Below are 26,659 nucleotides of genomic sequence, written 5' to 3' on the forward strand. Positions count from 1 at the left end.
TCTTGCTTATTTAGTTTATGCTTAGCCAATGCCATTCAATCTACCAATCGCTTTAACCTGGTTGCGTGTTGCAGCAATTCCATTGCTGGTGGCTATCTTTTATCTCCCCAATACCTGGCTGACACCTTTTGATAAAAATCTCTTTGCCGTGGTGATTTTTATTTCTGCTGCAATCACCGATTGGTTGGATGGATTTCTGGCGCGTCGTCTCAAACAAGAATCTGCTTTTGGGCAATTTTTAGATCCGGTTGCAGATAAGTTAATCGTGGCAGCAGCGCTATTGGTATTACTCAATTTAGATCGTGTGCAAGTTTGGGTAGCGCTCGTAATCATCGGCCGAGAAATTACGATTTCTGCTTTAAGGGAGTGGATGGCATTACTCGGGGCTGGTAAAAGCGTGGCAGTTCACATGGTAGGCAAGCTAAAAACGACTGCTCAACTCGTTGCTATTCCTTTTTTATTGCTGAATGACACCTTATTTGGTTGGCTAGATTGCGCCAAGATTGGTACTTGGTTAATTTGGATTGCTGCCTTTTTGACTCTATGGTCAATGTTTTATTACCTTAAAAAGGCTTTGCCACAGCTCGCCGGCAAAATAGATTAAATCCCCGGGAGTCATGTCTGGAAAGGCTTTAGCTGGTAAAAGTAGTCCTCTCAGCCTCTACTTTCTCATGGAAAAATGCTTTCTTGGCGATTGTTTGTTAAACTATTGCCCTGTTATGCGGGAATAGCTCAGCTGGTAGAGCGATACCTTGCCAAGGTATAGGTCGGGAGTTCGAACCTCCTTTCCCGCTCCAAGTTCGATGGGAAGCCCTCAAAAGCTTCCCATTTTTGATTTAGGTATTTGGCGCGTTGGCCGAGTGGTTAGGCAGGAGCCTGCAAAGCTTCGTACGGGGGTTCGATTCCCTCACGCGCCTCCAGTAATTTGCCTTGACGAAATAGGTGCATCACCTAAAATACTTTCAGTTAATGTAAGTATGTAGCGTCATTAAATAAGAGCTAATTATGATTAAACTCCACACCCTAAAACTGAGCGCATCGGCGATTTTCTTGTCAGCCTTATTGGGTGCTTGCGCATCATCTGGTGATTCACCAACTGGCACTCCTGAAGAAGTTCAAGAATTACAGTCGCAACTACTGGGTGATATGTTGTTGCCTCAGGGTGCGCGTTTGAACGGAACAGATTCGATCATTATCGGTCGCGGTAATGAGTGGGTTGGTAGAGCCGTAGTGAACGCAGTACAAGGCGCTACTGATGTGTACGCATTCTTTCAGTCTGAGTATCCAAAAAATGGTTGGACAACGGTCACTGCGGTTAAGGCTAAAACTAGTATCTTGGTTTTTACTAAAGCTGATAGAACTGCAACGATCGAAGTGATGGATGGCTCTCTTGGCGGACCTAAATCAATCATTATTATTACCTCATCACCAAAGAACGCAAACGTGATAGCGCCAACGCGTAAATAATAATTACTGGTCACGCAATAAAAAGGCCTCTAAGTTAGAGGCCTTTTTCGTTATAGCGTCTACCCTTACAGGCCTTCGGCCCTAATGAGACCAACAGCTTGACCTTCAATAGCGAAGTTGGGTTGACGACTATCGACCACAATGTTTTTGAAGTCTGGATTTTCAGCTTGCAATTCAATCACCATTCCATTGGCTGTTTTCTTTTGCTGCCAGCGTTTGACAGTAACTTCATCATCTAAGCGAGCAACAACGATATCACCATTGCGAACTTCAGTCGTTTTGCGAACCGCTAAATAATCACCATCCAAGATACCGGCATCGCGCATGCTCATCCCTTTTACTTTTAATAAGTAATCGGCACCTTTGCTAAATAAGCTCGGATCAATTGGCACTTGTTTTTCAATATGCTCAACTGCCATGATTGGCGAACCAGCAGCAACTCGTCCAATCAATGGAAGAGTGAGCTGTTGCAATGCACCGGAAGGTAAAGACATCTGACGATATTTATTCGTGTGATGTGTTTGATTAAATCGTTGTGGAATTCGAATGCCGCGTGAAGTACCAGGTGTTAATTCGATATAACCTTTTTTTGCTAAAGCGCGCAGATGTTCTTCTGCTGCATTTGCTGAAGCAAAGCCTAATTGAGTGGCGATTTCTGCGCGAGTAGGCGGCAAACCACTTTCATCAATCGCTTTGGTAATGAGTTCCAAAATCTCACTCTGGCGTGGAGTGAGTTTGGGGAGGGCAGTCAGCTCCTCTGGATAATCGACTGTATTTATGTCCATACTGGGATTGTATACAGCACTATTTGATAATTCAAGCAAATTAGAGGGGATAATGGGGTATGAGCTCACTGCAAAATAACCCGACCAATTCACCCCATATCCTGGTTTTAGGTATGGGTGGCACTATTGCTGGCTTGGCTGCTAACCCTAGTGATAAACCAATGGAGTACGAGGCAGGGCAGATTGAGGTTGCTTCATTGTTGACCCAGATTGCATCTGCAGTGCCTGAAGGGGTGCAACTGGTTTCTAAACAAGTAGCCAACATCAACAGTCGCAACCTGACAGAACCCTTGATGAGCATTCTTGGCCAAGCTGTGAGGACTTCCCTAGCCGATCCTGTTGTTTTAGGGGTTGTGGTGACTCATGGGACCGATACGCTGGAAGAAACGGGGATATTTTTGCAGCTGACCTGCGGTAAATATGCTCAAAATTTAGGCAAAAGAGTGATTTTGACAGGAGCAATGCTCCCGGCGAACGCCCCCAAAGCGGATGGCCCATCCAATCTATTGGATGCTATTCGTTGGGCCTCTACCCCAATTGATAACTGCCCGGGTGGTATTTACGCGGTGATGGATGGGCGAGGTTGTATGGCAATGGACTTGGCTAAGCGCCATGGCAGCGCGCTTAATGCCCCCATTCAGAACTCACCAAGCAGTTCAGTAGGGCTGATTAATCCTTCCTGGTTATCTGGAGTGAAGGCGGTTCAAGAGCTGTGGACTGAGGATTTGCCAATCCCTAAAGAGGATGAATGGCCTTGGGTAGAGATTTTGACTAGCCATGCTGGCGCTCGTTCTGAGACGATTACGCACTGGCTGACCACAAAGGTAAAGGGCTTGGTGCTGGCTGGCTCTGGCATGGGAGGATTTCATGATGCCTGGCGAGATTCCTTGTTTGCAGCGGTTAAACACGGCATTGCTCTCGTGAGAACCACTAGGACTGGTGCAGGTGAAACATTTCAAGATATCCCCGACAAAGACCCCTCTGGTTGCCTAGCATCCGGTTCGCTTTCAGCTCCTAGAGCCAGAATTGCCTTGCAATTAGCGCTAAATGCTGAAAAACAGTCACTTTCCAGTGGTAAACCCCTGACTTGGCAGGATTTTTTTGCTAGAATAGCGGTCTTGCCTGTAATTAGGTAAGCGCTGAAAAGCGGCAATAAAAGTGTTTGTTAGTTGTACATACAATTTGTTACTACCTTGTCACACTGGCGCTGAGTTCACAACCATCAGAACTTAGCAAGACGCCCAGGTGACTTTATCCTGAAGGAGTGTTTGATGCGTCATTATGAAATCGTCTTTATCGTCCATCCGGACCAAAGCGAGCAAGTACCTGCGATGATCGATCGTTACAAAGCTACATTAGCAGCTGCGGGCGGCAAAATTCACCGTATTGAAGATTGGGGTCGTCGTCAGATGGCTTACATGATCGACAAGCTTGCTAAAGCCCACTACGTTTGCATGAACATTGAGTGCGACCAGAAAACTCTGGAAGAGCTCGAGCATGCGTTCAAATTTAACGATGCTGTTTTGCGTCACCTCATTATCAAGACTAAGAAAGCTGAAACTGAGCCTTCCATCATGATGAAAGAAGTGCAACGTGAAGAAGCGCGTAAATCAGCTCAATCCGACGCTCCAGCAGTAGCGGCTTAAGTTAAAAAATTTGAAGAGGAAGACACAGACTAGAAAACGTATCAGAGAAGCGGAGCGGCGTTGAATCATTTCACCCTCACTGCAATCTTGGTATCTAAAGACGCAATTCGATTTACACCAGCAGGAATACCGGTGATGCATTGCCAGCTAGAGCATAGCGGACAAGCAAACGAGGTAGGAGTGGCAAGGAAAATCCAGATGAGCGTTGAAGCCATAGCAATCGGTCCGATACAAAAGGATCTAGAGCAAATGGATTTAGGAGCCCAGGCAGTGTTTGAAGGATTCTTGGCACCCAAGACTCTACGTAATCAAAGACTTGTTTTCCATATCACCCATATTCAATTGAAAAATTAAAGAGGAAATCATCATGGCGTTTGGAAAGAAACCCGATTTCAAAAAGAAACCAGCTCAGAACCCATTGTTCAAGCGTAAGCGTTATTGCCGTTTCACTGTTGCTGGCGTAGAACAGATTGACTACAAAGATGTAGACACATTGAAGGACTTTATTGGCGAAAACGCCAAGATCACTCCTGCTCGTTTGACTGGCACAAAAGCTAAATATCAGCGTCAGTTAGACACTGCTATCAAGCGTGCTCGTTACTTGGCTTTATTGCCATTCTCTGATCAACATAAGAAATAATTGGGAGCCCTCAATGCAAATCATTCTTTTAGAAAAAGTAACAAACTTGGGCAACCTCGGTGACGTAGTTCGCGTTAAAGACGGTTTCGCTCGTAACTTTTTAATCCCACAACGTAAAGCACGTCGTGCAACTGAAGCAGCCATTGCTGACTTTGCAGTTCGTCGCGCTGAGTTGGAAAAATTAGCTGCTGAGAAATTGGCTGCTGCTGAAGCAGTTGGCACAAAGCTCAAAGACTTGGTTCTCGAAATCGGTCAAAAAGCAGGTGTTGACGGTCGTTTGTTTGGTTCTGTAACTAACCACGATATCGCTGATGCATTAAAAGCGAAAGGGTTCACGATCGAGAAGTCTTCTGTTCGCATGCCTACTGGCCCATTGAAAATGGTTGGTGATCATCCTGTTGCGGTTGCTGTTCATACCGACGTAGTAGCAGACATCACTATTCGTGTAGTTGGCGAGCAAGCTTAAGTTTTAGATCTGTAAACTAGCCTCATGGCTGAATCCCGTTCACGTTCCGTTACGCTGAATCCCGGCATGATGGGTTCTGGGGATCCAGTCGTGCAGGCTTTAAAAGTTCCACCGCATTCTGTAGAAGCCGAGCAATCTTTGCTCGGCGGTCTGCTGATTGATAACACTGCCTGGGATCGTCTAGGCGGCGTCTTATCCGAAAAAGATTTCTATCGTCCTGAACATGCTTTGATCTATAAGGTCATCGCACGTTTAGTGAGTGACAATCATCCCGCTGACGTCATTACTGTTCATGAGGCAGTTAAGTCAGAACAAGGCGGTGATTTAGTTGGTATTGATTACCTCAACTCATTAGCGCAAAGCACTCCTAGTGCCGCAAATATCAAAGGCTATGCCGATATCGTGCGTGATCGCAGCATTCTGCGTCGCTTGATTGAAGTTTCAGACAATATTGTTAACTCTGCTTTTGTTCCAGAAGGCCGTTCCGTGAGAACCCTTCTTGATGAAGCCGAGTCTCGTATTTTGCAAATTGGTGAAGAGGGCAGTCGTAAAGCCGACTACCTCGAGATTGAGCCTCTTTTAAGAACCGTTGTAGCTCGCATCGATGAGCTTTATAACCGCCAGGGTGGTAGCGACATTACTGGTATTGCTACTGGCTTCATTGATTTAGATAAACAAACCAGCGGCCTGCAAAAAGGTGACTTAGTTATCGTTGCCGGTCGACCATCCATGGGCAAAGCGCAGCCCTTGGATGCAAAAGTGAAAACAGTCGACGGTTGGAAGTTAATGGGCGACTTACGTTTTGGTGACCGTCTTGCTTCGGTGGATGGTCAGCACTCTATGGTCACTGGCATATACCCGCAAGGCATTAAGCAAATATATAAAGTCACTTTCTCTGATGGTCGTGAAGCCGAGTGCTGCGATGAGCATCTATGGCGGGTCATGTATCGAGAGTGGAATGAGCCTAGGGTAATTAATACCGCTCGCCTAATCGAAATGCTTTCCTGCTCTCGTTACAAGAGCCGTCTATGGTTTGATCCTGTTTCAGGCGATTTTGGCCATTCCGAGGAGTTACCAATTCATCCGTGGGTTTTAGGTGCATTATTAGGTGATGGAACCTTGGCCTTATCTCATAGCTCGGTAATGTTCTCAACTAAATCGTCAGAACTTATTGAGCGCATGAATATGCTTGCGGGCTATGAGATGGAGTTGGTTCATGCCAATGCATACGACTGGAGATTAGTCTCCAAGGAGAGAGTAGCAGTTAATGGCCAGCGCCAATCAGTACCAACCAATTATTTCAGATCTGCACTACAAGATTTAGGTGTACTAGGTTGCAGAAGTTTTGATAAATACATTCCCGCTACTTATCTTGAGGCTAATAAGGCTTCTCGGCTTGCTTTATTCCAGGGCTTGATGGATACCGATGGCTGGATTGAGAAGTGGGGCTCTATTCGTTTTTGCACAGCTAGCAAGCAATTATCTGAGGACGTTGCATCTTTAGCTAGATCATTGGGTGGTTTTTGCTCAATTGCACGCAAGCAATCGAGTTATACCTATAAGGGCGAGAAGAAGCAGGGTCGCTTAGCTTATGTTTTGAATATGAGTTTTGGACCTAGCTTTCAAGCTTTTACTTTGCCTGAAAAGTGCGAAAGATTGAGATCACAATGGGATCGTCAGCGCAGAATTACCTTCAAGAGTATTGAGCCAAACAGAACGGCCCAAGCCCAATGTGTTTCTGTTAGTCACCCTTCGCGAACTTATGTAACCAATGACTATGTCGTTACTCACAACACTGCATTCGCTTTGAATATTGCTGAGAATGTGGCATTAGCAGAAGGCTTGCCTGTTGTTGTCTTCTCCATGGAGATGTCAGGCGAGCAATTGGCTGCCCGTTTATTGGGTTCAGTAGGGCGTGTTGATCAAGGTCGTATGCGTACTGGAAAATTGCAGGATGACGAATGGCCGCGAGTGACTGATGCTATTGCGCGTTTAAGCAATACCCAAATTTTGATTGATGAAACCGGAGCACTATCTAGCTTAGAGTTACGTGCGCGTGCGCGTCGTATTGCTAGAAACTTTGGTGGCACACTCGGCTTAGTGGTGATCGACTACTTGCAGTTAATGAGCGGTTCTGGATCGGAAAACCGCGCAACAGAGATTTCTGAAATCTCTCGCTCACTCAAGTCTCTCGCAAAAGAATTACAGTGCCCAGTGGTTGCGCTCTCCCAGTTAAATCGTGGTCTTGAGCAGCGTCCCAACAAGCGTCCCATCATGTCTGACCTACGAGAGTCAGGCGCGATCGAACAAGATGCCGACTTAATTATGTTCATATACCGTGATGAGGTGTATCACCCGGATACGACTACTGATAAAGGCATGGCTGAGATCATTATCGGTAAGCAACGTAACGGGCCAATTGGTACTGTGCGTCTGAGCTGGCAAGGTCCTTATACCAAGTTCGACAACTTGGCGATGGGATCAATTGGTTACTCCTCTGGTGGGTATGAACCATTCTAAAAACACTTAGCCAAAACTTTAGTTAAAGAAATTAATAAAGAAAAAGCCTCGCATTGCGAGGCTTTTTTAATGCAGCATTCAAATGAAATTGAATCAGCTTATTTACCGCCTTCACATTTTTTGATCGATGCTGTTTTTGCTGCGCCATACAGTGGCTTGCCATCTTTGCTGACTGCTTTAGCTTCGCAATCATCTGTTTTAGCGCCACCCATACATTTTTTAATTGAAGCATCCTTAGCTGCACCATACAGTGGTTTGCCTTCCTTGCTCACTGCTTTAGCTTCGCAAGCCGCTTGATCCGCAAAGGCATAGGTAGGTAGTGCAAAACTCAATGCAATACTTAAGGCGATGATAATTTTCTTCATGCTGACTTCTCCTAGGTGGGTTGATCAACTGCTTATAAAAATAACAACTAATTACAACATTAATTAGTCTAATCTTAATCCTGTTTCATAATCATATGTTGTGACGCTACTGGAGTAGGAAAATTAGCCTCTTCCAGAGCAGCGCTCATTACACGATTAGTTTCAAAATATACTTGCCAGTAGTTACTATTGCTGCAGTAAGGGCGTACTGCTAGTACTGCTCCTACTAGATTAAATTCCAGGATATTGACTTCAACTGGTGGATTTTGGAGTACGTTTGGAATTGTGGAAATCTTTTCACGCAGTAGCTTCATGGCCGCTTCTCTATCTGCGCTAGCAGACAGCTGACACTTTAAATCTACCCGGCGATAAGGCGTATCACTATAGTTTTGAATAGTGTCACCCAAGATTTTGTTATTTCCAATTAAGGTAATGACGTTATCAGGCGTGCTGATAGTGGAGGAAAAAAGACCAATCTCTCTTACTGTTCCAGTGATACCGCAAATGGTAACGCCATCGCCCACTTTGAATGGACGTAAGGCAATAATAAAAACTCCAGCTGCAAAATTCGACAGCAAACCAGCCCATGACGCGCCAATGGCAACGCCAGCAGTAGCAATCAGCGCTGCAAAGCTAGTAGTTTGAATGCCAAAGAAACCCAGTATTCCGATCACAAGAAGAATATTGAGCGTTATTGAAAGGGCCGAATTCAGATACCGCAAAATAGTATGGTCTATTTTTTGGTGCCCAAGTGCAGACTTTGTAATACGTAGGGCAACTCCAATCAGCCATCGGCCTATGATCCAAAAAGCAAGTGCAGCCAATATTTTTAGACCCACATCTGTTGCTGCATTTATCACTAGATCCTGGATCCGATCAAACTCAATATCTTTCATTGCTACTTTCTGTCAAAAATTTATTTTATTGCGATGTAATGCGTCGTGCTTCAGTAAATTTAGCAGCCCAGTAGGGTGTCGTTATATGGTCTAGGCGCACGGTACCACCTGCGCTTGGCGCATGTACAAATCTTCCTTGACCAACATAGATGCCAGCATGAGAGTATTTCTCGCCCGTGGTATTGAAGAACACAAGGTCACCCGGTGCTGGTGGTTGGTTTTCAACACTGCGACCCTGAGTACTCATCAGTTGAATGGTGCGCGGTAATTTAATGCCAGCTGCCTTGTTGTATACATAAACAATCAGGCCGCTGCAATCAAAACCACCCTTAGGGGTATTGCCGCCATAACGATAGGGTACGTCCACCAAACCGACTGCTGCAATAGAGATATCTTCAGTTCCAACGCTCGTATCTTGTTTGAATTGAGCCACTCTTGAGGAGTTGGACTTTGAGCTAAAGATGCTACATCCCGACAGAGTCAGGATTATGCAAATAAAAATGCCGCACCCAATGAGAGTGCGGCATGAGAGGGCTTTCTTAAAGTGCGTCGGCAGCATGATCCGCAAGACGTGAACGCTCACCACGCGCAAGGGTGATATGGCCACCATGGCGCCAGCCTTTAAAGCGATCCACCACATACGTGAGACCGGATGAGCCTTCGGTGAGGTATGGTGTATCGATCTGCGCAATATTGCCCAAACAAACAATTTTTGTTCCAGGACCTGCACGAGTTACCAAGGTTTTCATTTGCTTAGGAGTTAAGTTCTGAGCTTCGTCAATGATGACAAATTTACTGACGAATGTTCTGCCGCGCATAAAGTTCATACTCTTTACTTTGATACGTGAACGAATCAGCTCTTGAGTAGCAGCCCGACCCCATTCGCCTGCATCATCATTACGCTGTAGAACTTCGAGATTGTCATCAAATGCACCCATCCATGGCTGCATTTTTTCTTCTTCAGTTCCCGGCAAGAAGCCAATGTCCTCGCCAACTGGAACAGTGGCGCGAGTAATGATGATCTCGTTATAACGCTTGCTATCAAGGACTTGCTCAAGACCAGCCGCCAGTGCTAGCAAGGTTTTACCAGTACCAGCTTGTCCCAGCAGGGTGACAAAGTCGACATCTGGGTTCATCAGGAGATTCATGGCAAAGTTTTGCTCACGATTGCGCGCCGTTACGCTCCAGACATTGTTCTTCTGATGAGAAAAATCTCTCAGCGTTTGCAAAAGCGCAGTTTTTCCATTGATCTCCTTAACAAGAGCATAAAAAGGAGTGGAGCCATCTGGATTTTCTTGATAAACGAATTGATTGATCAGCATGCTGGGGACAGAAGGCCCTGTTACGCGATAGAACATGGTCCCTGACTTGGAGTCAGCCCAGCTTTCCATATCTTTACCGTGCTTCGGCCAAAAATCGGCAGGCAATGACATTACTCCTGAATACATTAAGTCGCGATCTTCTAATACTTGATCGTTGAAATAATCTTCTGCAGGCAGTCCTAGAGCACGAGCTTTAATACGCATATTGATATCTTTGGATACCAATACAACTTCTTGACCCTTGCGGGTTTTTTGAAGTTCACTAACTACGGCCAATATGAGGTTATCGCCTTTGCCTTCCGGTAACCCTTCTGGCAAGGCTTGTGTGGCAAGCTTAGTTTGAAAGTACAGGCGACCTGAAACATCATCATTGCCTAATTTATTGAGTGGGATACCATCGTCAAGGGTGCCACTGGTATTGGCGATCAGTTGGTCTAAGGAGCGGCTGACTGTACGGGCATTTCGGGCTACTTCAGTCATTCCCTTTTTGTGATTATCCAATTCCTCAAGTGTCGTCATTGGCAAATACAGATCGTGCTCAGAAAAACGGAACAAAGAGCTTGGATCGTGCATTAAAACATTGGTATCTAGAACAAAGAGACTAGGAGGGCCGGTGCGAATAACACGTTTTGGTTTTGCTGGAGCTGCCGCTTTTTGCGCGTTACGAGTTGGGCTGCGATCCATCTTGATTTTTTCAAGAGCAACTTCTGCAGCAGATAAATCTTCCTCTGCGTCATTTGTCCAATTAGATGCTTCTACCACCACTGGCTTTGCTTGCGAAGGACGTTTCTTTAAGTCCGGGGTGTCCTTACGACTCAGCTTTACTTGATCAGCAATTTGAGTGGGGATGGGTGGCAGGGGCATGGACTCTCCTAAAAGAAAAAACCGCCAAGCGAAGTGCATTGACGGTTTGTTGCGAAACGATTTGCGTGTACATCTAAAAAACGGCGGGGGTTGCTCTCCAAACCTGTTTTACGATCTTCAGGCTTCTGGTTTAAACGGATTGTCAGACTTTCCCGTCGTTTACGGTGCATATGAATTACTTTACCCCAAATTTTGGGGTTTGCAACTACCTCTACACAAATTCTTTAAAAATTTATTTAGTAGCTTGAGCAGCTTGTAATACATCTGTCACATGGCCAGGAACCTTAAGACCACGCCACTCTTGTGCAAGCTTGCCAGAAGAGTCAAAAAGGAAGGTGCTCCGCTCGATCCCTCGGACTTGTTTGCCGTACATATTTTTCATTTTGATAACACCAAACAGCTGACATAGGATTTCTTCTGTATCGGCAACGAGCTCAAATGGCAACTGCAATTTGCTACGGAAGTTGTCATGTGATTTGAGGCTGTCGCGGGAAACCCCAACGATCAAAGTGTTGGCCTTAGTGAACGCCTCAATGTTGTCTCTGAACTCGCCTGACTCTGCTGTACAGCCTGGAGTCATATCCTTAGGATAAAAATACAAAACCAATTTTTTCCCTTTTGCTGAAGCGGGGGAAAATGTGAGGCTCGAAGTTGCTGGGATAGAGCATGGAGGAATGGGTTGACCAATTGCGACTGTCATGATGATCCTTCTTTAAGTAAGTCTCGTACGTTTTAGTTGTGCTGAATAATCAGTTCGCCACTTCGATTAGGTATCTCACCCCAGGTGAGTGGCAATACTGCTATTTTATCGAGTTGTTTGGTGGCTTCCCAGGATTTATGAAGCTCACCCATGGTGACTAGCTCATGGCCTTGATTGAGCCAGCCAGCCAATAACTGCTCAAACGCAGGCAGTAGCTTTTGTCCTTCTAGCTCGGCATGGAGGGTGAAGACCTGATCATTGGGGTTGCTTTGGGTGATCTCTAGTAGTTTTTTAACCGCTCCAAACTCATCTGCGCCATCAATTCCGATGAGCTCATCAAAGGTGGGGAGTGTGGTCGGATACTGCACATGCTTTGCTTTGCCTGATGGCAGGGCTAATCGGTAGGGCATCAGGTTTGGTTCTGCTCGTCCATCTGAGGAATACTGAATTCCCCATTGGTCGAGTTGCTCAAATGCTGCTGTATTCATTTGCCAACCCGCGGCACCATAAGTCACTGGTGAATGACCGAAGATTTGAACAAAACGATCCCAGCTCTTTTGCATCATCGCTTTTGTCCAAGTCGCATCTTGGTCTCGCACCGCATCTTGCCAAGCTACATGGTCCCAAGTATGAATACCTGTTTCATGCCCAGCTTGATCAATCTCACGCATCTCAGCCGCTGCTTTTTTACCGATATCAGGTCCTGGCAGAAAAACGCCATACAAAAGGGTTTTGATGCCGTAGTGCTCGACTACTGAAGTGCGGCTTACTTTTTTCAAAAAGCCAGGGCGAAAGACTCTCTTGAGAGCCCACCCTGTATGGTCAGGCCCCAGGCTAAATAGAAAGCTGGCTTTGAGGTCAAAACGCTTGAGGGTGCGCGCCAGGTTGGGGACGCCCTCTTTAGTGCCGCGTAGGGTATCGACATCAACCTTGAGAGCGATTTTGGCCATGAACCTCGGAACTTATTCTTTGTCGACTAAGTGACGGGCTTTATCAACATCCTGACGATAGGCTTCAAAAATATTCTTGAGCGCATCAGCCATCGTTGTTGTTGGCTTCCAGCCTAATTCACTCATCGTGTTGTCAATTGCTGGCACACGATTTTGAACGTCTTGATAACCTTCGCCGTAATAAGCACCCGATGTCGTTTCTACAATCTTCACATCATTTGCAGTCTTAGCGTACTCAGGAATACTGCGAGCAATATCGAGCATTTGATTAGCTAATTCACGTACTGAGTGATTATTTTTTGGATTACCAATGTTGTAGATCTTGCCGTTGGCAATACCATCTTTATTGGCGATGATATGCATTAATGCATCGATACCGTCATCTATATAAGTAAAGGCGCGTTTTTGCGCACCACCATCTACTAAGTTGATGGGTTCGCCACGAACAATATGGCCCAAGAACTGAGTGACAACACGAGATGAGCCTTCTTTAGGAGTGTAGATACTATCTAAGCCAGGACCGATCCAGTTAAACGGGCGGAAGAGTGTGAAGCGTAAGCCTTCCATGCCATAACCCCAAATCACACGATCCATTAGTTGCTTGGAGCAGGCATAAATCCAGCGCGGTTTATTGATTGGGCCATAAACCATATTCGATTTTGACGGATCAAACTCACTGTCTTCGCACATGCCATAAACCTCAGAGGTAGATGGAAAGACCAAATGCTTTTTGTATTTCACGGCAGAGCGCACGATCGGAAGATTGGCTTCGAAATCAAGCTCAAATACTTTGAGTGGTTGCTGCACATAAGTAGCTGGTGTTGCAATAGCGACCAAAGGCAAGATGACATCGCACTTGCGAATGTGATATTCGACCCACTCTTTATTAATGGTGATATCACCTTCAAAGAAATGCATGCGCGGATGATTGATGAGGTCGCCAAGACGATCATTTTGCATATCCATTCCATAGACATCCCAACTGGTTGTCTCCAGAATACGTTTTGAAAGGTGGTGGCCAATAAAGCCATTAACGCCAAGAATGAGTACTTTTTTCATCTTTACTGCCTCGTTTTAATCTAATTTGTTATTGCTTATTTGCCAGCAGGGAACCATTCCAAGATTTCTACTGCTTGGCGATCCCCGCAAATGCCGAATACCCGATTATCAACCACTTGGATGCCCGCAAGCCCAAGATCCAGATTGGCCGCAAATGGCCCCTTGAGGCTTGTTTTGCTGACAATCATGGTCTTGCCCTGATGGTCTGTGAAGGCGCCTGGATAAGGGGGTGCTACTGCTCTGACCAGGTTATGGACCTGCAGTGCTGTTTGATCCCAATGAATTTGCCCGTCTGACGGCTTTCTGCCCCCAAAATAGCTTCCTTTTTCGAGCTCATTGGGTTTACGGGTGATTTTGCCGGTAATGAGATCTGGTAAAACTTGAGTAATGACCTTTACGGCTGCCTGACTGACTTTGCCAAACACCTCTGTGGCAGTTTCATCAGGGCCAATAGCAACCGAGGCTTGTCCAACAATGTCTCCGGCATCTGGTTTGGCTTCCATGACATGCAAAGTAGCCCCAGTTTCAGATTCACCATGCAAGATTGCCCAATTCACTGGTGCTCGGCCGCGATATTTAGGAAGTAGAGAGCCATGCATATTGAGTGCTGCAATTTTGGCAATGGCCAAGATCTCTGCGGAAATCATGTGGCGATAGTAAAAAGAAAAAATGTAATCGGGAGCAAGTGCTCGTAGCCTGGGGATCAATTCGACCAATTGACTTGCGTTAGGTGTGATGCAGTCAATATTTTTTTCTTGGCAAAGCTGAGCCACACTACCGAACCATACATTTTCATTGGGATCATCTTGGTGGGTCACTACTAAATCCACTTTGATACCAGCCGCAATAAGTGCCTTTAGGCAACCGACACCAACATTGTGATATGCAAAGACGACTGCGTGCAATTATTTTTTCTCTAAAACAGTTTGCACAACATAACGAGGGCGCTCTCTGACTTGCTGATAGATACGCCCGATATATTCGCCTAGTAAACCTAATCCAAATAACATCACGCCGATCAAGAAGAAGGTCAGAGCAAACAGCGTGAAGACCCCTTCAACCTCGGCGCCCAGAACAAAGCGGCGTACCAATAGATAGACGAATAGGCTGCCTGCAGCAAGCGCTAAGAGCATGCCCAGTATGGAGAAGATCTGCAAAGGCATTACAGAGAAGCCAGTGACCAAATCGAAATTCAAACGAATTAACTGATACAAACTGTATTTGGACTCACCTGCAAAACGTTCTTCGTGTTTGACGGTAATTTCTGTTGGATTGGCTGCAAATGTATAGGCCAGTGCTGGAATAAATGTATTGCTCTCATCGCATTGACGAACTAAATCCACAATGCGACGGCTATAGCCACGCAGCATGCAGCCTTGATCGGTCATCGTAATACGGGTAATTTTTTCACGTAGACGATTCATGAGGCGAGAGGCAAATTTTCTGAAGAAGCTATCTTGACGAGCTGATCGAATTGTTCCTACGTAGTCATGACCATTTAATAATTGCTCAGTGAGTGCATCAATTTCTTCTGGCGGATTTTGAAGGTCGGCATCCAGGGTAATGATGTGTTCACCTTGGGCATATTCAAAGCCAGCCATGATGGCCATATGTTGACCAAAATTGCTATGAAATATCACAGCACGAGTCACGTCAGGTCGTAGTTCAACTTGTTTAGCCAGGATGCCGGCGGAACGATCTTTGCTGCCATCGTTTACAAAAACGATTTCATAGGCAATTTTGCGTTTGGCCGCAAGGGCATCTAGCGCAGGGTAGAGGCGATCAAATAATGCTTGAAGCCCATCTTCCTCGTTGTAAACGGGAATAACAATACTGAGCTTCGGATTGGCAACTAAATTTGCAGTCATGCCGCAATTTTGCCTGATTCTGGGGATGTAACCCAAGATTACTAGTTTTTACGGTATTTTTTTAAGATACCAACTAATCCCTTGGCTATGCGGCCAATATCCTCATCAGTCATGGCTGGAAACAAAGGGAGCGTTAGGATGGAGCGCCCAATACGTTCGGCAATGGGTGTGTCAGAGGTTTTGTAGCCCTGATCTTTATAAAGCGTGAATCCAGTAATGGCTGGGTAATGCACTCCAGTGCCAATGCCCAGATCTTTTAACTCCATCATCACTTGTGCTCGATCAATTGTTATTTGATCCAAAGGCAAAACCACTTGGAACATGTGCCAATTCGTATCGGTAAAGCTTTCTACTGGCAACTCGAGATTTAAATCTTCTAAGCCAGCGGATTTGAGTTCTGTGCGAATGAGATCAAAGTATTGGCGCGCTAGTGCTGCTCTGCGTGTTTGATAACTTGGTAATTGTTTTAGTTGCTCTAGGCCGATAACTGCGTTGACATCGGTGAGGTTATCTTTTCCGCCCAGCACATCTACATCCATACCATCCATGCCTTGGCGAGTGAGACCTTGCAAACGCAATTTTTCAGCTAACTTTGCCTCGGCTTCATTGTTCAGAACAAGGCAGCCACCCTCAACAGTAGAGAGATTTTTATTGGCCTGAAAACTAAAGCTCACTAGATCACCAATGCTGCCAATTCGCTTGCCTTGCCACTGGGAGCCAAAGGCCTGCGCAGCATCTTCTATTACGCGCAGCTTATATTGATTGGCTATGGCGTAGAGTCGATCCATGTCTACGGGCAGTCCTGCTAAATAGACGGGCATGATCGCGCGTGTTTTTGGTGTAATTGCATTAGCCACTTTATTGAGGTCGATATTGCGAGTAATGGGATCAATATCTACAAAGACGGGTTTAGCGCCGACACCCAAAATCACATTTGAAGTAGCAACCCAAGAAATCGGAGTGGTGATGACTTCATCACCAGGGCCAATGCCAGCAACTTGCAATGCAATTTTCATTGTGGCTGTGCCATTGGCAAAACACCGCACCGGACGACCTCCAAAATATTCGCTCAGAGTGGATTCAAATTCTGCGAGCTTGGGACCTGAGGTTACCCAACCAGAACGTAAAACCTCGGCAACCGCATCAATCGTTTCTTGATTGAAGTTCGGGCGCGTGAACGGAATAAATGTTGGTGCTGACATGAGTAACCTTTATTGAGGCGTCGCAGTAGATGTATCAGGGTGTTTCACAATTACTCTTCGAGAGTCACGATCCACCTCTTGCATGGGTAAGTTTAGACTTTGCAGCGCTACAAATTGCTCTGGAACCATCATGGCATAAGCGGTTTGATCTTCTTTCCAGCGCGCAATGAAGGCATCTAGGGTAGGTAACCACAGCTCAGGCTCTTGATCGACGCCAAATCGCAATTCATCTGGATCCTCAACCATGATCATGGTGTGACCTAAATAAAATGGCATGGTGTGGTCCAGCATGCGAACTGAATAGAAATTCACTTTTTCCGGAATCGTATTTTTGATCCGATTAGCAAGATCAATTCCAGAAACAGCGCGACCTAAAGTTTCATGGCCAGTGCCGGCGATGGTTGCACAAAGAAAAAATCCGGCAGCAAAACTCACAATACTTTGTAGCCCATTACGCTTGCATTGCCAAGCTGCGTAAAGACTAAAAGTAATTAAAGCAATTAATGCAACGATCACCCAATAAACATACTGTGCATAGGCATCTATTTCATCAGGTCTTGCTTGTTTGCCAATTGCAGATAAGAAGAAAAAGCCAATGCAGCCTAGTGCTGCAAATCCAAGCGCCTGCAATTGCCAAGTAATCGGCATGACATTTGTATGGCCAAGCAGTCGCTCTAAACGGTTTCCTATTAACAAGGCTAGCGCAGGAAAAATAGGAATGATGTATCCCGGTAATTTGGATTGCGAGACACTAAAAAAGGCAAAAATTACAACGGACCAGCACACCAATAGCCATGTTATTGAGAAGGTGGGCTTGCGCTCGTTCCAGCCCTGGATTAAGGCGCCTGGGAGCTGTAGCACCCATGGTAGTAGGCCAATAACAAGCAGGGGGATGAAGTAATACAGAGGCCCTGTTCGGCTATGGGCATCTTGAGTAAAGCGTTGTAAATGTTCGTGAATAAAAAAGAATTCTAGAAACACTGGATTACGAATTGAGACCAATACAAACCATGGCGCTGTAACAATGAGAAAGAGAATGCTTCCACTAAAGAAACGCAGGCGTGTCCAGATTTTCCAATCGCCAGCGCTAAATGAGTAAACAATAAAAACCATTGCCGGAATAGCTACACCAATCAGACCTTTAGATAATGTAGCGAGCGCCATAAAAAACCAACAAGCCCACATCCAATTTCGGCTGCTCGATTTGTTGTGTGAGGTTTGCGCTAATAAAAGACTACAGACTGCACCTACTAAAAAAGCAGACAAGCCCATGTCTAAAGAATTGAAGTGGCCGCTAATCACCCACATTGGGCTCGATGCCAATACGACTGCTGCAAGCCAACCTACTCTAGCGTTATAAATCCTCGCCCCGGTAAATCCAATTGCTAGAATGGTGAGAAAGCCAGTGAGGGCCGTCCAAAGTCTTGCTTGCCAATCCCCGATACCAAATATCTGAAAAGTGACTGCGGTAGCCCACACTTGTAGTGGTGGCTTTTCAAAATATTGATAGCCGTTGTAGCGGGGCGTAACCCAGTCACCTGTCACCAGCATTTCACGGGCCATTTCGGCGTAGCGCCCCTCGTCAGAGGGGATGAGGTGCCGGTAATTGAGGGTGCCAAACCAAAGCAGCCCATAAATAATCACCAGCAGCAGGATTTTGCCGGGGTGAAGGGCTGAAGACTGGCGAATCTGCCCAAATTGCATTAATTGGGCTCCACAATCAGCGCTAACAAGACCTGGCGGCCTTCGCCTACAAGGATGTTGTAAGTTCGGCAGGCCGCCTGGGAGTCCATGATTTCAAAGCCTATTTTGGCTGTAATTAAGGATTTTAGGAGCTCAGGCTTGGGAAAACGCTGGCGTTTTCCTGTACCAATCAGAATCAGTTCTGGCTTGAGGTCGATCATTTGACTGAAATGGCCGGCCTCTAGATCCTCAAAGGTCTTTACGGGCCATTCAGCAATAGCCCCATCCGAGCTCAATAAGACAGCATGGGCATATGGGGTCTGGTTGATCTCTACGTAGCCATCACCATAGCCGGTGATCGTATTGGCTCCTGAGTGGGGGTCAGATTGAAGCTTCAAGTGGACTCTCTGTCATAATTATGTGGATTATAACTAGCTGTTTTTTCCTACATTTCAAGAACTTACCCTTTAATTTATTGTGAAACCCATCCTAAAGTCCCAAAAACTGAATGATGTCTGCTACGACATTCGCGGGCCGGTGCTCGAGCTCGCTCAGCGTATGGAGGAAGAGGGTCATAAGATCATCAAATTAAACATCGGAAACGTAGGGGTTTTTGGCTTCGATCCTCCTGAAGAAATTCAGTTGGACATGATCCGTAACCTGAGTAACGCTTCTGCTTATTCTGATTCCAAAGGGATCTTTTCCGCTCGTAAGGCAATCATGCAGTATTGCCAGGAAAAAGGGATTCAGGGCGTCACTTTAGATGATGTCTATACCGGTAACGGCGTTTCTGAACTCATCGTGCTGTCGATGAATGCTTTATTAAATGACGGCGATGAAGTGTTGGTACCAGCGCCTGATTATCCATTGTGGACCGCCGCCGTCAGTTTGTCTGGCGGTACTCCAGTGCATTATCTTTGTGATGAATCTAAAGAGTGGGCTCCTGACTTAGCTGATCTTCGTAAAAAAATTACGCCAAGTACAAAAGCGATCGTGGTGATTAATCCGAATAATCCGACCGGCGCAATTTATTCCAAAGAAGTGTTGGTGGAGTTAACGCAGATAGCTCGTGAAAACGGTTTGATTTTATTTGCCGACGAAATTTACGACAAGATGTTGTACGACGGTGAAAAACATCTTTCCTTGGCATCGTTGTCTACCGATGTAGTCATCATTACTTTTAATGGCCTCTCCAAAAATTACCGTTCATGCGGCTACCGTGCTGGTTGGATGGTGGTTTCGGGTGATAAAGAGATGGTGAGGGACTACATTGAAGGCCTTAATATGCTCTGCTCAATGCGCCTATGCGCCAACGTTCCAGGGCAATACGCTATTCAAACTGCGCTTGGCGGCTATCAAAGTATTAATGACTTAGTTAACGAAGGTGGACGCTTAGCAAGACAACGCGATCTTGCGTGGAAATTGATTACTGAAATTCCTGGCGTGAGTTGCGTTAAGCCAAAATCTGCTTTGTATTTGTTTCCTAAATTAGATCCAGAGATTTATCCCATCGAGGATGATCAACAGTTCGTCGCCGATCTTTTAAAGGATGAAAAAGTATTGTTAGTGCAAGGCTCAGGTTTTAATTGGGGCAAACCGGATCATTTCCGCGTAGTCTTCTTGCCTCATGAGGATGTGTTGAAGGAGGCGATTGGCCGCCTTGCACGTTTTCTCGAGCGCTATCGTCAAAAGCATGGCCGTAAGGCTTCTTCAACTGCAACAAAGGCATCATGAAACCGATTCAAGTAGGTCTATTAGGCATTGGCACCGTAGGTGGTGGCGTATTCACTGTTCTAGAGCGTAACCAAGACGAAATTCAGCGTCGCGCAGGTCGCGGCATTCGTATTCATACCGTTGCCGACCTAAATGTTGAGCGCGCCAAGGAATTGGTAAAAGATCGTGCGCAAGTAGTGAGCGATGCTCGCGCTGTCATCAATAATCCAGAGATTGATATTGTTGTTGAGCTCATTGGCGGCTATGGCATCGCTAGAGATTTAGTGCTCGAGGCTATTGCAGCGGGTAAGCATGTGGTTACTGCTAATAAGGCCTTGATTGCGGTGTATGGCAATGAGATTTTTAAAGCGGCCCATGCTAAAGGCGTGATGGTGGCGTTCGAAGCAGCAGTGGCAGGCGGTATTCCGATTATTAAAGCCTTGCGCGAAGGCTTAACAGCCAATCGCATCGAATGGATTGCCGGAATCATTAACGGCACTACCAACTTTATTCTCTCTGAGATGCGTGACAAAGGCCTGGACTTTGAGACTGTACTCAAGGAAGCGCAACGCCTGGGATATGCCGAGGCAGACCCTACGTTCGATATTGAGGGTGTTGATGCTGCTCATAAAGCAACCATCATGAGTGCAATTGCATTTGGTATTCCAATGCAATTTGAAAAAGCACACGTAGAAGGTATTACTAAATTAGCAGCGATAGATATTCGTTACGCTGAGCAATTAGGCTATCGCATTAAGTTACTCGGAATTGCTAAGAAAACTTCATCCGGCGTTGAGCTGCGCGTTCACCCAACCTTAATTCCATCAAAGCGTTTGATTGCGAATGTTGAAGGTGCCATGAACGCAGTTCAAGTATTTGGGGATGCAGTTGGAACGACTTTGTATTACGGTAAAGGCGCTGGCTCTGAGCCAACGGCTTCTGCAGTGATTGCGGATTTGGTAGATATCACGCGTTTATTAAGTGCGGATGCTGAGCACCGTGTTCCCTATTTGGCCTTCCAGCCTGATGCCGTTCAAGATACACCAGTACTGCCAATTGGTGAGATCACTACCAGTTACTACTTGCGGATGCGGGTTGCCGACCAAGCGGGCGTGTTGGCGGACATCACCAAGATTTTGGCTTCTCATGGAGTATCAATTGATGCGCTGTTGCAAAAAGAGGCTGATGAAGGCGAAAGTCAAACCGATTTAGTGGCTCTGACTCACGAGACTAAAGAAAAAAATATGCTGGCTGCTATCCAGGAGATTCAGGATCTCAAAACAGTCGCAGGTGAAGTGGTGAAGATTCGTTTAGAAAATCTGTCTTAATTAAATACATGCGTTACCAATCTACTCGTGGCAACAGCCCACAACAATCCTTTCTAGAAATTCTGTTGGGGGGATTGGCGCCTGATGGCGGTTTGTACCTGCCAACTGAGTACCCGCAAGTCACTCTAGCGCAACTAAATTCTTGGCGCGGTTTGTCATACGCTGATCTTGCCTATGAAGTGCTCAGTTTGTATTGCGACGATATTCCTGAGGCTGATTTGCGTGCTTTATTGCGCAAGACCTATACAGAGCAAGTCTATTGCAACGGTCGTTCTCAAGATAATGCTAAAGACATCACCCCCTTGCATTGGCTGGGTGAAGAGCATGGCACGAAGATTGGTCTATTGAGTCTTTCTAACGGGCCCACTTTGGCGTTCAAGGATATGGCAATGCAGTTATTGGGCAATCTTTTTGAATATGCTCTAAAGCGTGCTGGCCAAAAACTCAATATCTTGGGTGCGACTTCCGGCGACACTGGTAGTGCAGCAGAGTATGCAATGCGTGGCAAAGAGGGTGTAAGGGTATTTATGCTTTCACCTCGCGGCAAGATGAGCTCGTTCCAATCTGCACAAATGTATTCCTTGCAAGATCCCAATATTTTTAATTTAGCAGTGGCCGGTGTCTTTGATGATTGCCAAGACATCGTGAAAGCAGTGAGTAATGACCATGCGTTTAAAGCTCAGAGCCAAATTGGTACTGTCAACTCGATTAACTGGGGTCGTGTTGTTGCCCAAGTGGTGTATTACTTCCAAGGTTACTTATTAGCCACGAAATCTAGCAAGGAAAAAGTTTCTTTCACGGTGCCGTCTGGTAACTTTGGAAATGTATGTGCTGGTCATATCGCACGCATGATGGGTCTACCTATTGAGCATCTGATTGTGGCAACCAATGAGAATGATGTGTTGGATGAATTTTTCCGCACCGGGGTTTACCGTGCGCGCAAATCAGCCGAGACTCTGCAAACCTCTAGTCCTTCCATGGATATTTCCAAGGCAAGTAACTTTGAGCGCTTTGTATTTGACTTCATGGGTAAAGACGGTAAAGCTACAGCAGGGATGTTTAAGCAAGTGGATGAGACCGGTGGCTTTGATATCTCTCAAGATAAGGTATTCAAAGAGCTTGGTAAGTATGGTTTCCAATCTGGACGCAGCACCCATCAAAATCGTTTAGAGACTATTCGCGATATCGATCAGAAATATGGTGTGATGATTGATACACATACTGCCGATGGCGTAAAGGTTGCTCGCGAACATTTGCAGGCCGGTATCCCGATGCTCGTTTTGGAAACTGCGCTACCAATTAAGTTTGAAGAAACGATTCAAGAAGCCTTGGGTCGTCCAGCCGAGTGCCCACCAGCATTTCGTGATATCAAGTCGCACCCACAGCGTGTCGAAAATATTGATGCAGATGTAAATCAGGTCAAAGCATTTATTACTGCGCACCTCAACTGATTTAATCACTACAAGTAATTCATTCATCGTTATGACTAAGCCACCGATGTTGACTGCACAGCAGGCTTTAGACCATTTACTAAGCAATGCACAAGTTGTCAGTGACAGCGAGCGAGTTCCAATGCAGGCTGCCTTAGGGCGTGTATTAGCTGAAGATGTCAAAAGCCTGGTAGATGTGCCGCCGCAAGATAACACCTCTATGGATGGTTATGCCGTGCGCACTGCAGATACCGCCATTCCTGGAAACGTACTTGTCATAGCTCAGCGCATTCCTGCGGGATCCATGGGAACTCCTCTACACGCAGGTAGCGCTGCCAGAATATTTACGGGTGCACCAATTCCTTCTGGTGCTGATGCCGTAGTCATGCAAGAGGATTGTGTAATCCCTGATGGAGCTTCCGACCAAGTGCAAATCAATATTGCGCCAAGCGCTGGGCAATGGATTCGGCGTCAGGGCGAAGATCTCAGCGTTGGTAAGACTGCTTTATCAGCGGGAATATTATTGCGGCCTCAAGAGCTTGGAGTAGCCGCCTCTGCAGGTCTTACCCATTTAAATGTAAAGCGTCGCGTTAAAGTAGCCGCTTTCTTTACTGGTGATGAGTTAGCGCTTCCAGGTGAGCCATTAAAGCCGGGTGGTATTTATAACTCCAATCGAGATACATTATTGGCGTGCCTCAGATCATTGGGTTGTGAAGCCACTGATTTAGGAATTGTTCCAGATCGATTAGACGCTACTCGCGAGGCTTTGCGCAAGGCTAGCAAGGATCATGATTTGATCATTACTTCGGGTGGTGTATCGGTTGGCGAAGAAGATCACATTAAGCCTGCAGTAAGTGCTGAAGGCAGATTAGATCTTTGGCAGATTGCAATTAAACCCGGAAAGCCCTTGGCATTTGGGGCTGTTCGTAAATCGAGCGAACCTCAGGATGGGGAGGCTTGGTTTATTGGCTTGCCAGGTAATCCAGTCTCTAGTTTTGTCACCTTCCTACTGTTTGTGCGCCCCTTTATCTTGAAGTTACAGGGAAGAGATGTGAAGCCCATGCAATCGTATTTCATGCGCGCTGACTTTGATTGGCTTAAAGCCGATCGCCGCAATGAATTTTTGCGAGTGAAGGTAAATGCTGAGGGTGGACTCGAGTTATTCCCCAATCAGAGCTCCGGCGTACTCACGAGTGCCTCGTGGGGTGATGGCTTGGTAGACTGCCCTCCAGGTCAGCCTGTGAAAAAGGGTGATCTAGTGAAATATATTCCTTTTGATGCGCTCCTCACTTAATCGGATTACGATTCTCAGATGAAACTCGAATTGCGATTCTTTGCCTCCTTGCGTGAAGCCCTTGGCGTTGGACAAGAGAATATTGAAATTCCAGATTCAATTCACACTATTACTGAGTTGAGGGTTTATCTTGCTCAGCGCGGTGGAGCTTGGGCTGAAGTGCTCGCCGATGGTAAATCCATGCGCTGTGCTCTCAATCACCATATGGTTGATACAAGTACTAGACTGGAAGAAGGTGCGGAAGTGGCTTTCTTTCCACCAGTGACAGGTGGATGAAATGTCAAATTCTGTAATTCGCATTCAAGAGCAAGATTTTGATCTCAGTGCTGAAATTGTAGCTCTGCGTAAGGGCGATGCGCGCGTTGGTGCCGTGGTGTCCTTTTTAGGCACTGTGCGGGATTTGAGTGACGGTAGTCAAGTCAAGGGTATGACACTTGAGCACTACCCAGGCATGACTGAAAAATCATTGCAAGCAATTTTGGATCAAGCAGCTACTCGCTGGAATATATTTCAAACGCTGGTAATTCATCGCGTGGGCTTATTACTCCCAGAGGATCAAATTGTTTTGGTGGCAGTAACTAGTGCTCATCGTGGCGAAGCCTTCTCGGCGTGTGAGTTCATCATGGACTATCTCAAGACAGCTGCGCCTTTCTGGAAAAAAGAAGACACCCCAGAGGGAAGTCGCTGGGTGGATGCGCGTGTTACTGATGAGACTGCAATGGCTCGTTGGAATAAATCTTAAGCTGTACTCATTTTTCGCAAGAGGGATATAAATGAAGAAATTAATTGCCTGGCTATTCAGTGCTATTGCATTAAACGTATGCGCTGCTGATAGACCTGTTGCTCAAATTGAAGCTGGTCGACTTCAAGGTGCGATCGAGCACAACATGCAGGCCTTCAAAAATATTCCTTATGCAGCCCCACCAGTAGCCGAGTTACGCTGGAGACCTCCGCAGCCTGCTCTCTCTTGGAGTGGTACCCGTGATGCCAGTCAGTTTGGGGACTCCTGCCCTCAACCCTATGTTAAAAACTTAAGTACTGGCCTGTCTTTGCCTGGGAATGAGGATTGTCTTAAGCTCAATGTCTTTGCTCCCAAAAAAACCGGCAAGCATTTACCAGTCATGGTTTGGATTCATGGTGGCGGCTTATTTGTTGATGGCAGCAGAGATGCGCAGTTCACTCCAATTAATTTAGTGAAGAATGGTGTCATTGTCGTTACCTTTGACTATCGTTTAGGTACCTTTGGTTTCTTTGCTACCAAGGAGTTGATTGAAGAGGCTAAGGCTAAAGGTGAGCCGGTTGGTAACTACGGCACCATGGATCAAATTGCTGCGTTGAAATGGGTTAAAAATAATATTGCAGCATTTGGTGGTGATCCAAATAATGTCACTATCTTTGGCGAATCAGCAGGAGGACGTAGTGTTACCTGGTTAATGGTATCGGATGCTGCTAAAGGACTATTTCATAGAGCAATTGCTGAGAGTGCACAACAAAGTCCTTTGCGTGGCATGACAGAGAAGCGCTTAGGGATGACTCCAGAGGTGGAAATAGATGCCAAGTATATGAATGCACTTGGCGTCAAAAATCTGAAAGAATTAAGAAATTTACCTACAAAACAGTTGGTCTTAACGCCAGCTATTTTTGAGGAAGGGGAGTTTGGAGGCCCTTTTATTGATGGGCAAATCCTTCAGGGGGATCCCGTTCCTTTATTTGCCGCTGGTAAACAGGCTAAAGTGCCTTTCATGATTGGCACCAACTCTTGGGATTCCAGCTTCCTGGTGCCTGGACAGCCTCCAGTAGATAAGCTGGTGAAGATGTTTCGTGAAAACCCAAAAATCATTGACACACTTTACGCGCAGGATAATGACAAGTGCATATTGTCATCAGACATCATGGGCGATATGTTCTATCGTGGAAGCACAAAATCTCTTGCAGATAGCATGCGCGGTGTTGCGCCGGGATATGCATATTATTTTGATTACTTAACCAAGAATATTCGCCCCGCTTATCCAGGCGTACCTCATACCTTTGAAATCAGTTTTGTATTTGGAAGTTACGGCTTAATGCCCCAAGCGCCAAAACAAGTTGAATCAGGTGCAGATCAGTGTGGCCGCATTGCAAAAGCGACTGCAGAGCTGAAGGAAAAGGGTGTTTGGTCTAAATATTGGTATCCAATCACCGATAAAAATAGCCCCGAAGATAAAGCCATGTCAGAAAAAATGTCTGCTAGCTGGGCTGCTTTTGCTAAGTCTGGTAACCCGAACGTCAATGGTCAAGCTAACTGGCCGATCTATAGCTTAAATGACGATGTCATGAGAAATTTTTCCTATGACAAAGAAACGGTTACTGGTTTACTAAAAGAGCGAGTGGCTTATCAAATTCTGCATATGAGGGAAATGTATGCTGAAGAGGAAATCAAGGCAAAGTTTTAGCTTTTTGGATAGCACCGCATATTTTAGAA

The 26,659-nt window shown here is 45.9% G+C and carries 28 protein-coding genes and 2 tRNA genes; 17 read left to right on the plus strand and 13 right to left on the minus strand.

The window, feature by feature from the left end:
• The first annotated feature begins 28 nt into the window (after positions 1-28).
• From pgsA to PNUC_RS02190, 4 genes are all read left to right on the plus strand, one after another.
• On the plus strand, positions 29-604 hold the full coding sequence (pgsA, locus tag PNUC_RS02175) for a CDP-diacylglycerol--glycerol-3-phosphate 3-phosphatidyltransferase (protein WP_011902261.1): 576 nt from the start codon (positions 29-31) through the stop codon (positions 602-604).
• Between the two features lie 117 nt (positions 605-721).
• A tRNA-Gly gene (locus tag PNUC_RS02180) sits at positions 722-797 on the plus strand.
• Between the two features lie 49 nt (positions 798-846).
• A tRNA-Cys gene (locus PNUC_RS02185) sits at positions 847-920 on the plus strand.
• Positions 921-1,005: 85 nt separating this feature from the next.
• Positions 1,006-1,467: a hypothetical protein gene (locus PNUC_RS02190; protein WP_011902262.1), complete on the plus strand. Its 462-nt coding sequence runs from the start codon at positions 1,006-1,008 to the stop codon at positions 1,465-1,467.
• Positions 1,468-1,532: 65 nt separating this feature from the next.
• On the opposite strand, the gene lexA is transcribed toward PNUC_RS02190, so the two are convergent.
• Entirely contained in the window at positions 1,533-2,252 is a 720-nt protein-coding gene (gene lexA / locus PNUC_RS02195; protein WP_011902263.1) for a transcriptional repressor LexA, read from the minus strand.
• Positions 2,253-2,311: 59 nt separating this feature from the next.
• Between lexA and PNUC_RS02200 the strand changes: the two genes are divergently transcribed.
• From PNUC_RS02200 to dnaB, 6 genes are all read left to right on the plus strand, one after another.
• A complete protein-coding gene (locus PNUC_RS02200; RefSeq protein WP_011902264.1) occupies positions 2,312-3,388 on the plus strand; it encodes an asparaginase in 1,077 nt (358 codons plus the stop codon).
• 135 nt (positions 3,389-3,523) lie between these two features.
• A complete protein-coding gene (rpsF, locus tag PNUC_RS02205; protein WP_011902265.1) occupies positions 3,524-3,898 on the plus strand; it encodes a 30S ribosomal protein S6 in 375 nt (124 codons plus the stop codon).
• A 60-nt stretch (positions 3,899-3,958) separates the two neighbouring features.
• On the plus strand, positions 3,959-4,252 hold the full coding sequence (gene priB, locus PNUC_RS02210; protein ID WP_011902266.1) for a primosomal replication protein N: 294 nt from the start codon (positions 3,959-3,961) through the stop codon (positions 4,250-4,252).
• A gap of 13 nt (positions 4,253-4,265) precedes the next feature.
• Positions 4,266-4,538 (plus strand): 30S ribosomal protein S18, encoded by a 273-nt coding sequence (gene rpsR, locus PNUC_RS02215; protein WP_011902267.1) that lies wholly within the window; start codon positions 4,266-4,268, stop codon positions 4,536-4,538.
• A gap of 13 nt (positions 4,539-4,551) precedes the next feature.
• Positions 4,552-5,004: a 50S ribosomal protein L9 gene (gene rplI, locus PNUC_RS02220; protein ID WP_011902268.1), complete on the plus strand. Its 453-nt coding sequence runs from the start codon at positions 4,552-4,554 to the stop codon at positions 5,002-5,004.
• A gap of 69 nt (positions 5,005-5,073) precedes the next feature.
• On the plus strand, positions 5,074-7,524 hold the full coding sequence (gene dnaB, locus PNUC_RS02225) for a replicative DNA helicase (protein ID WP_397428487.1): 2,451 nt from the start codon (positions 5,074-5,076) through the stop codon (positions 7,522-7,524).
• Positions 7,525-7,622: 98 nt separating this feature from the next.
• On the opposite strand, the gene PNUC_RS02230 is transcribed toward dnaB, so the two are convergent.
• The 12 genes from PNUC_RS02230 to PNUC_RS02290 all read right to left on the minus strand — a co-directional run bounded on the left by PNUC_RS02230 (position 7,623) and on the right by PNUC_RS02290 (position 18,831).
• Positions 7,623-7,889: a hypothetical protein gene (locus PNUC_RS02230; protein ID WP_011902270.1), complete on the minus strand. Its 267-nt coding sequence runs from the start codon at positions 7,887-7,889 to the stop codon at positions 7,623-7,625.
• A 74-nt stretch (positions 7,890-7,963) separates the two neighbouring features.
• Complete coding sequence (locus PNUC_RS02235) at positions 7,964-8,785, minus strand: mechanosensitive ion channel family protein (protein WP_011902271.1); 822 nt, start codon at positions 8,783-8,785, stop codon at positions 7,964-7,966.
• 25 nt (positions 8,786-8,810) lie between these two features.
• The gene (locus PNUC_RS02240; RefSeq protein ID WP_223245942.1) at positions 8,811-9,218 is read right to left on the minus strand and encodes a C40 family peptidase; all 408 of its coding nucleotides are present in this window, start codon (positions 9,216-9,218) and stop codon (positions 8,811-8,813) included.
• 106 nt (positions 9,219-9,324) lie between these two features.
• Positions 9,325-10,971 carry a PhoH family protein gene (locus tag PNUC_RS02245; protein WP_011902273.1) on the minus strand — a complete coding sequence of 549 codons (1,647 nt, stop codon included), beginning with the start codon at positions 10,969-10,971 and terminating at the stop codon, positions 9,325-9,327.
• A 232-nt stretch (positions 10,972-11,203) separates the two neighbouring features.
• Positions 11,204-11,671, minus strand: a complete 468-nt coding sequence (locus PNUC_RS02255) for a peroxiredoxin (protein ID WP_011902274.1) — start codon at positions 11,669-11,671, stop codon at positions 11,204-11,206.
• Positions 11,672-11,703: 32 nt separating this feature from the next.
• Complete coding sequence (locus PNUC_RS02260) at positions 11,704-12,621, minus strand: polysaccharide deacetylase family protein (protein WP_011902275.1); 918 nt, start codon at positions 12,619-12,621, stop codon at positions 11,704-11,706.
• Between the two features lie 12 nt (positions 12,622-12,633).
• The gene (locus tag PNUC_RS02265) at positions 12,634-13,680 is read right to left on the minus strand and encodes a bifunctional UDP-4-keto-pentose/UDP-xylose synthase (protein ID WP_011902276.1); all 1,047 of its coding nucleotides are present in this window, start codon (positions 13,678-13,680) and stop codon (positions 12,634-12,636) included.
• 35 nt (positions 13,681-13,715) lie between these two features.
• Positions 13,716-14,585 carry a formyltransferase gene (locus PNUC_RS02270; protein ID WP_011902277.1) on the minus strand — a complete coding sequence of 290 codons (870 nt, stop codon included), beginning with the start codon at positions 14,583-14,585 and terminating at the stop codon, positions 13,716-13,718.
• A complete protein-coding gene (locus PNUC_RS02275; RefSeq protein ID WP_011902278.1) occupies positions 14,586-15,548 on the minus strand; it encodes a glycosyltransferase in 963 nt (320 codons plus the stop codon).
• 41 nt (positions 15,549-15,589) lie between these two features.
• Positions 15,590-16,750: a DegT/DnrJ/EryC1/StrS family aminotransferase gene (locus PNUC_RS02280; RefSeq protein ID WP_011902279.1), complete on the minus strand. Its 1,161-nt coding sequence runs from the start codon at positions 16,748-16,750 to the stop codon at positions 15,590-15,592.
• Between the two features lie 9 nt (positions 16,751-16,759).
• Entirely contained in the window at positions 16,760-18,454 is a 1,695-nt protein-coding gene (locus tag PNUC_RS02285; RefSeq protein ID WP_011902280.1) for an ArnT family glycosyltransferase, read from the minus strand.
• Positions 18,454-18,831 (minus strand): Mth938-like domain-containing protein, encoded by a 378-nt coding sequence (locus PNUC_RS02290; RefSeq protein WP_011902281.1) that lies wholly within the window; start codon positions 18,829-18,831, stop codon positions 18,454-18,456. The genes PNUC_RS02285 and PNUC_RS02290 overlap by 1 nt, the downstream gene beginning before the upstream one ends.
• Before the next feature lie 79 nt (positions 18,832-18,910).
• On the opposite strand from PNUC_RS02290, the gene PNUC_RS02295 reads away from it, so the two are divergent.
• Genes PNUC_RS02295 through PNUC_RS02325 form a run of 7 tightly spaced genes read left to right on the plus strand, consistent with a single transcriptional unit; the run spans position 18,911 to position 26,630 of the window.
• The gene (locus tag PNUC_RS02295; RefSeq protein ID WP_011902282.1) at positions 18,911-20,167 is read left to right on the plus strand and encodes a pyridoxal phosphate-dependent aminotransferase; all 1,257 of its coding nucleotides are present in this window, start codon (positions 18,911-18,913) and stop codon (positions 20,165-20,167) included.
• Positions 20,164-21,474 (plus strand): homoserine dehydrogenase, encoded by a 1,311-nt coding sequence (locus PNUC_RS02300; protein WP_011902283.1) that lies wholly within the window; start codon positions 20,164-20,166, stop codon positions 21,472-21,474. The genes PNUC_RS02295 and PNUC_RS02300 overlap by 4 nt, the downstream gene beginning before the upstream one ends.
• Positions 21,475-21,482: 8 nt before the next feature.
• Positions 21,483-22,925 carry a threonine synthase gene (thrC, locus tag PNUC_RS02305; RefSeq protein ID WP_011902284.1) on the plus strand — a complete coding sequence of 481 codons (1,443 nt, stop codon included), beginning with the start codon at positions 21,483-21,485 and terminating at the stop codon, positions 22,923-22,925.
• Positions 22,926-22,956: 31 nt separating this feature from the next.
• On the plus strand, positions 22,957-24,198 hold the full coding sequence (locus PNUC_RS02310) for a molybdopterin molybdotransferase MoeA (protein ID WP_011902285.1): 1,242 nt from the start codon (positions 22,957-22,959) through the stop codon (positions 24,196-24,198).
• An 18-nt stretch (positions 24,199-24,216) separates the two neighbouring features.
• Positions 24,217-24,474 carry a molybdopterin converting factor subunit 1 gene (gene moaD / locus PNUC_RS02315; protein WP_011902286.1) on the plus strand — a complete coding sequence of 86 codons (258 nt, stop codon included), beginning with the start codon at positions 24,217-24,219 and terminating at the stop codon, positions 24,472-24,474.
• A 1-nt stretch (position 24,475) separates the two neighbouring features.
• The gene (moaE, locus tag PNUC_RS02320) at positions 24,476-24,940 is read left to right on the plus strand and encodes a molybdopterin synthase catalytic subunit MoaE (protein ID WP_011902287.1); all 465 of its coding nucleotides are present in this window, start codon (positions 24,476-24,478) and stop codon (positions 24,938-24,940) included.
• A 31-nt stretch (positions 24,941-24,971) separates the two neighbouring features.
• Positions 24,972-26,630, plus strand: coding sequence for a carboxylesterase/lipase family protein (locus PNUC_RS02325; protein WP_011902288.1), 1,659 nt, complete (start codon positions 24,972-24,974; stop codon positions 26,628-26,630).
• Positions 26,631-26,659 lie beyond the last annotated feature (29 nt).

This window comes from Polynucleobacter asymbioticus QLW-P1DMWA-1, assembly GCF_000016345.1.
Lineage (GTDB): Bacteria > Pseudomonadota > Gammaproteobacteria > Burkholderiales > Burkholderiaceae > Polynucleobacter > Polynucleobacter asymbioticus.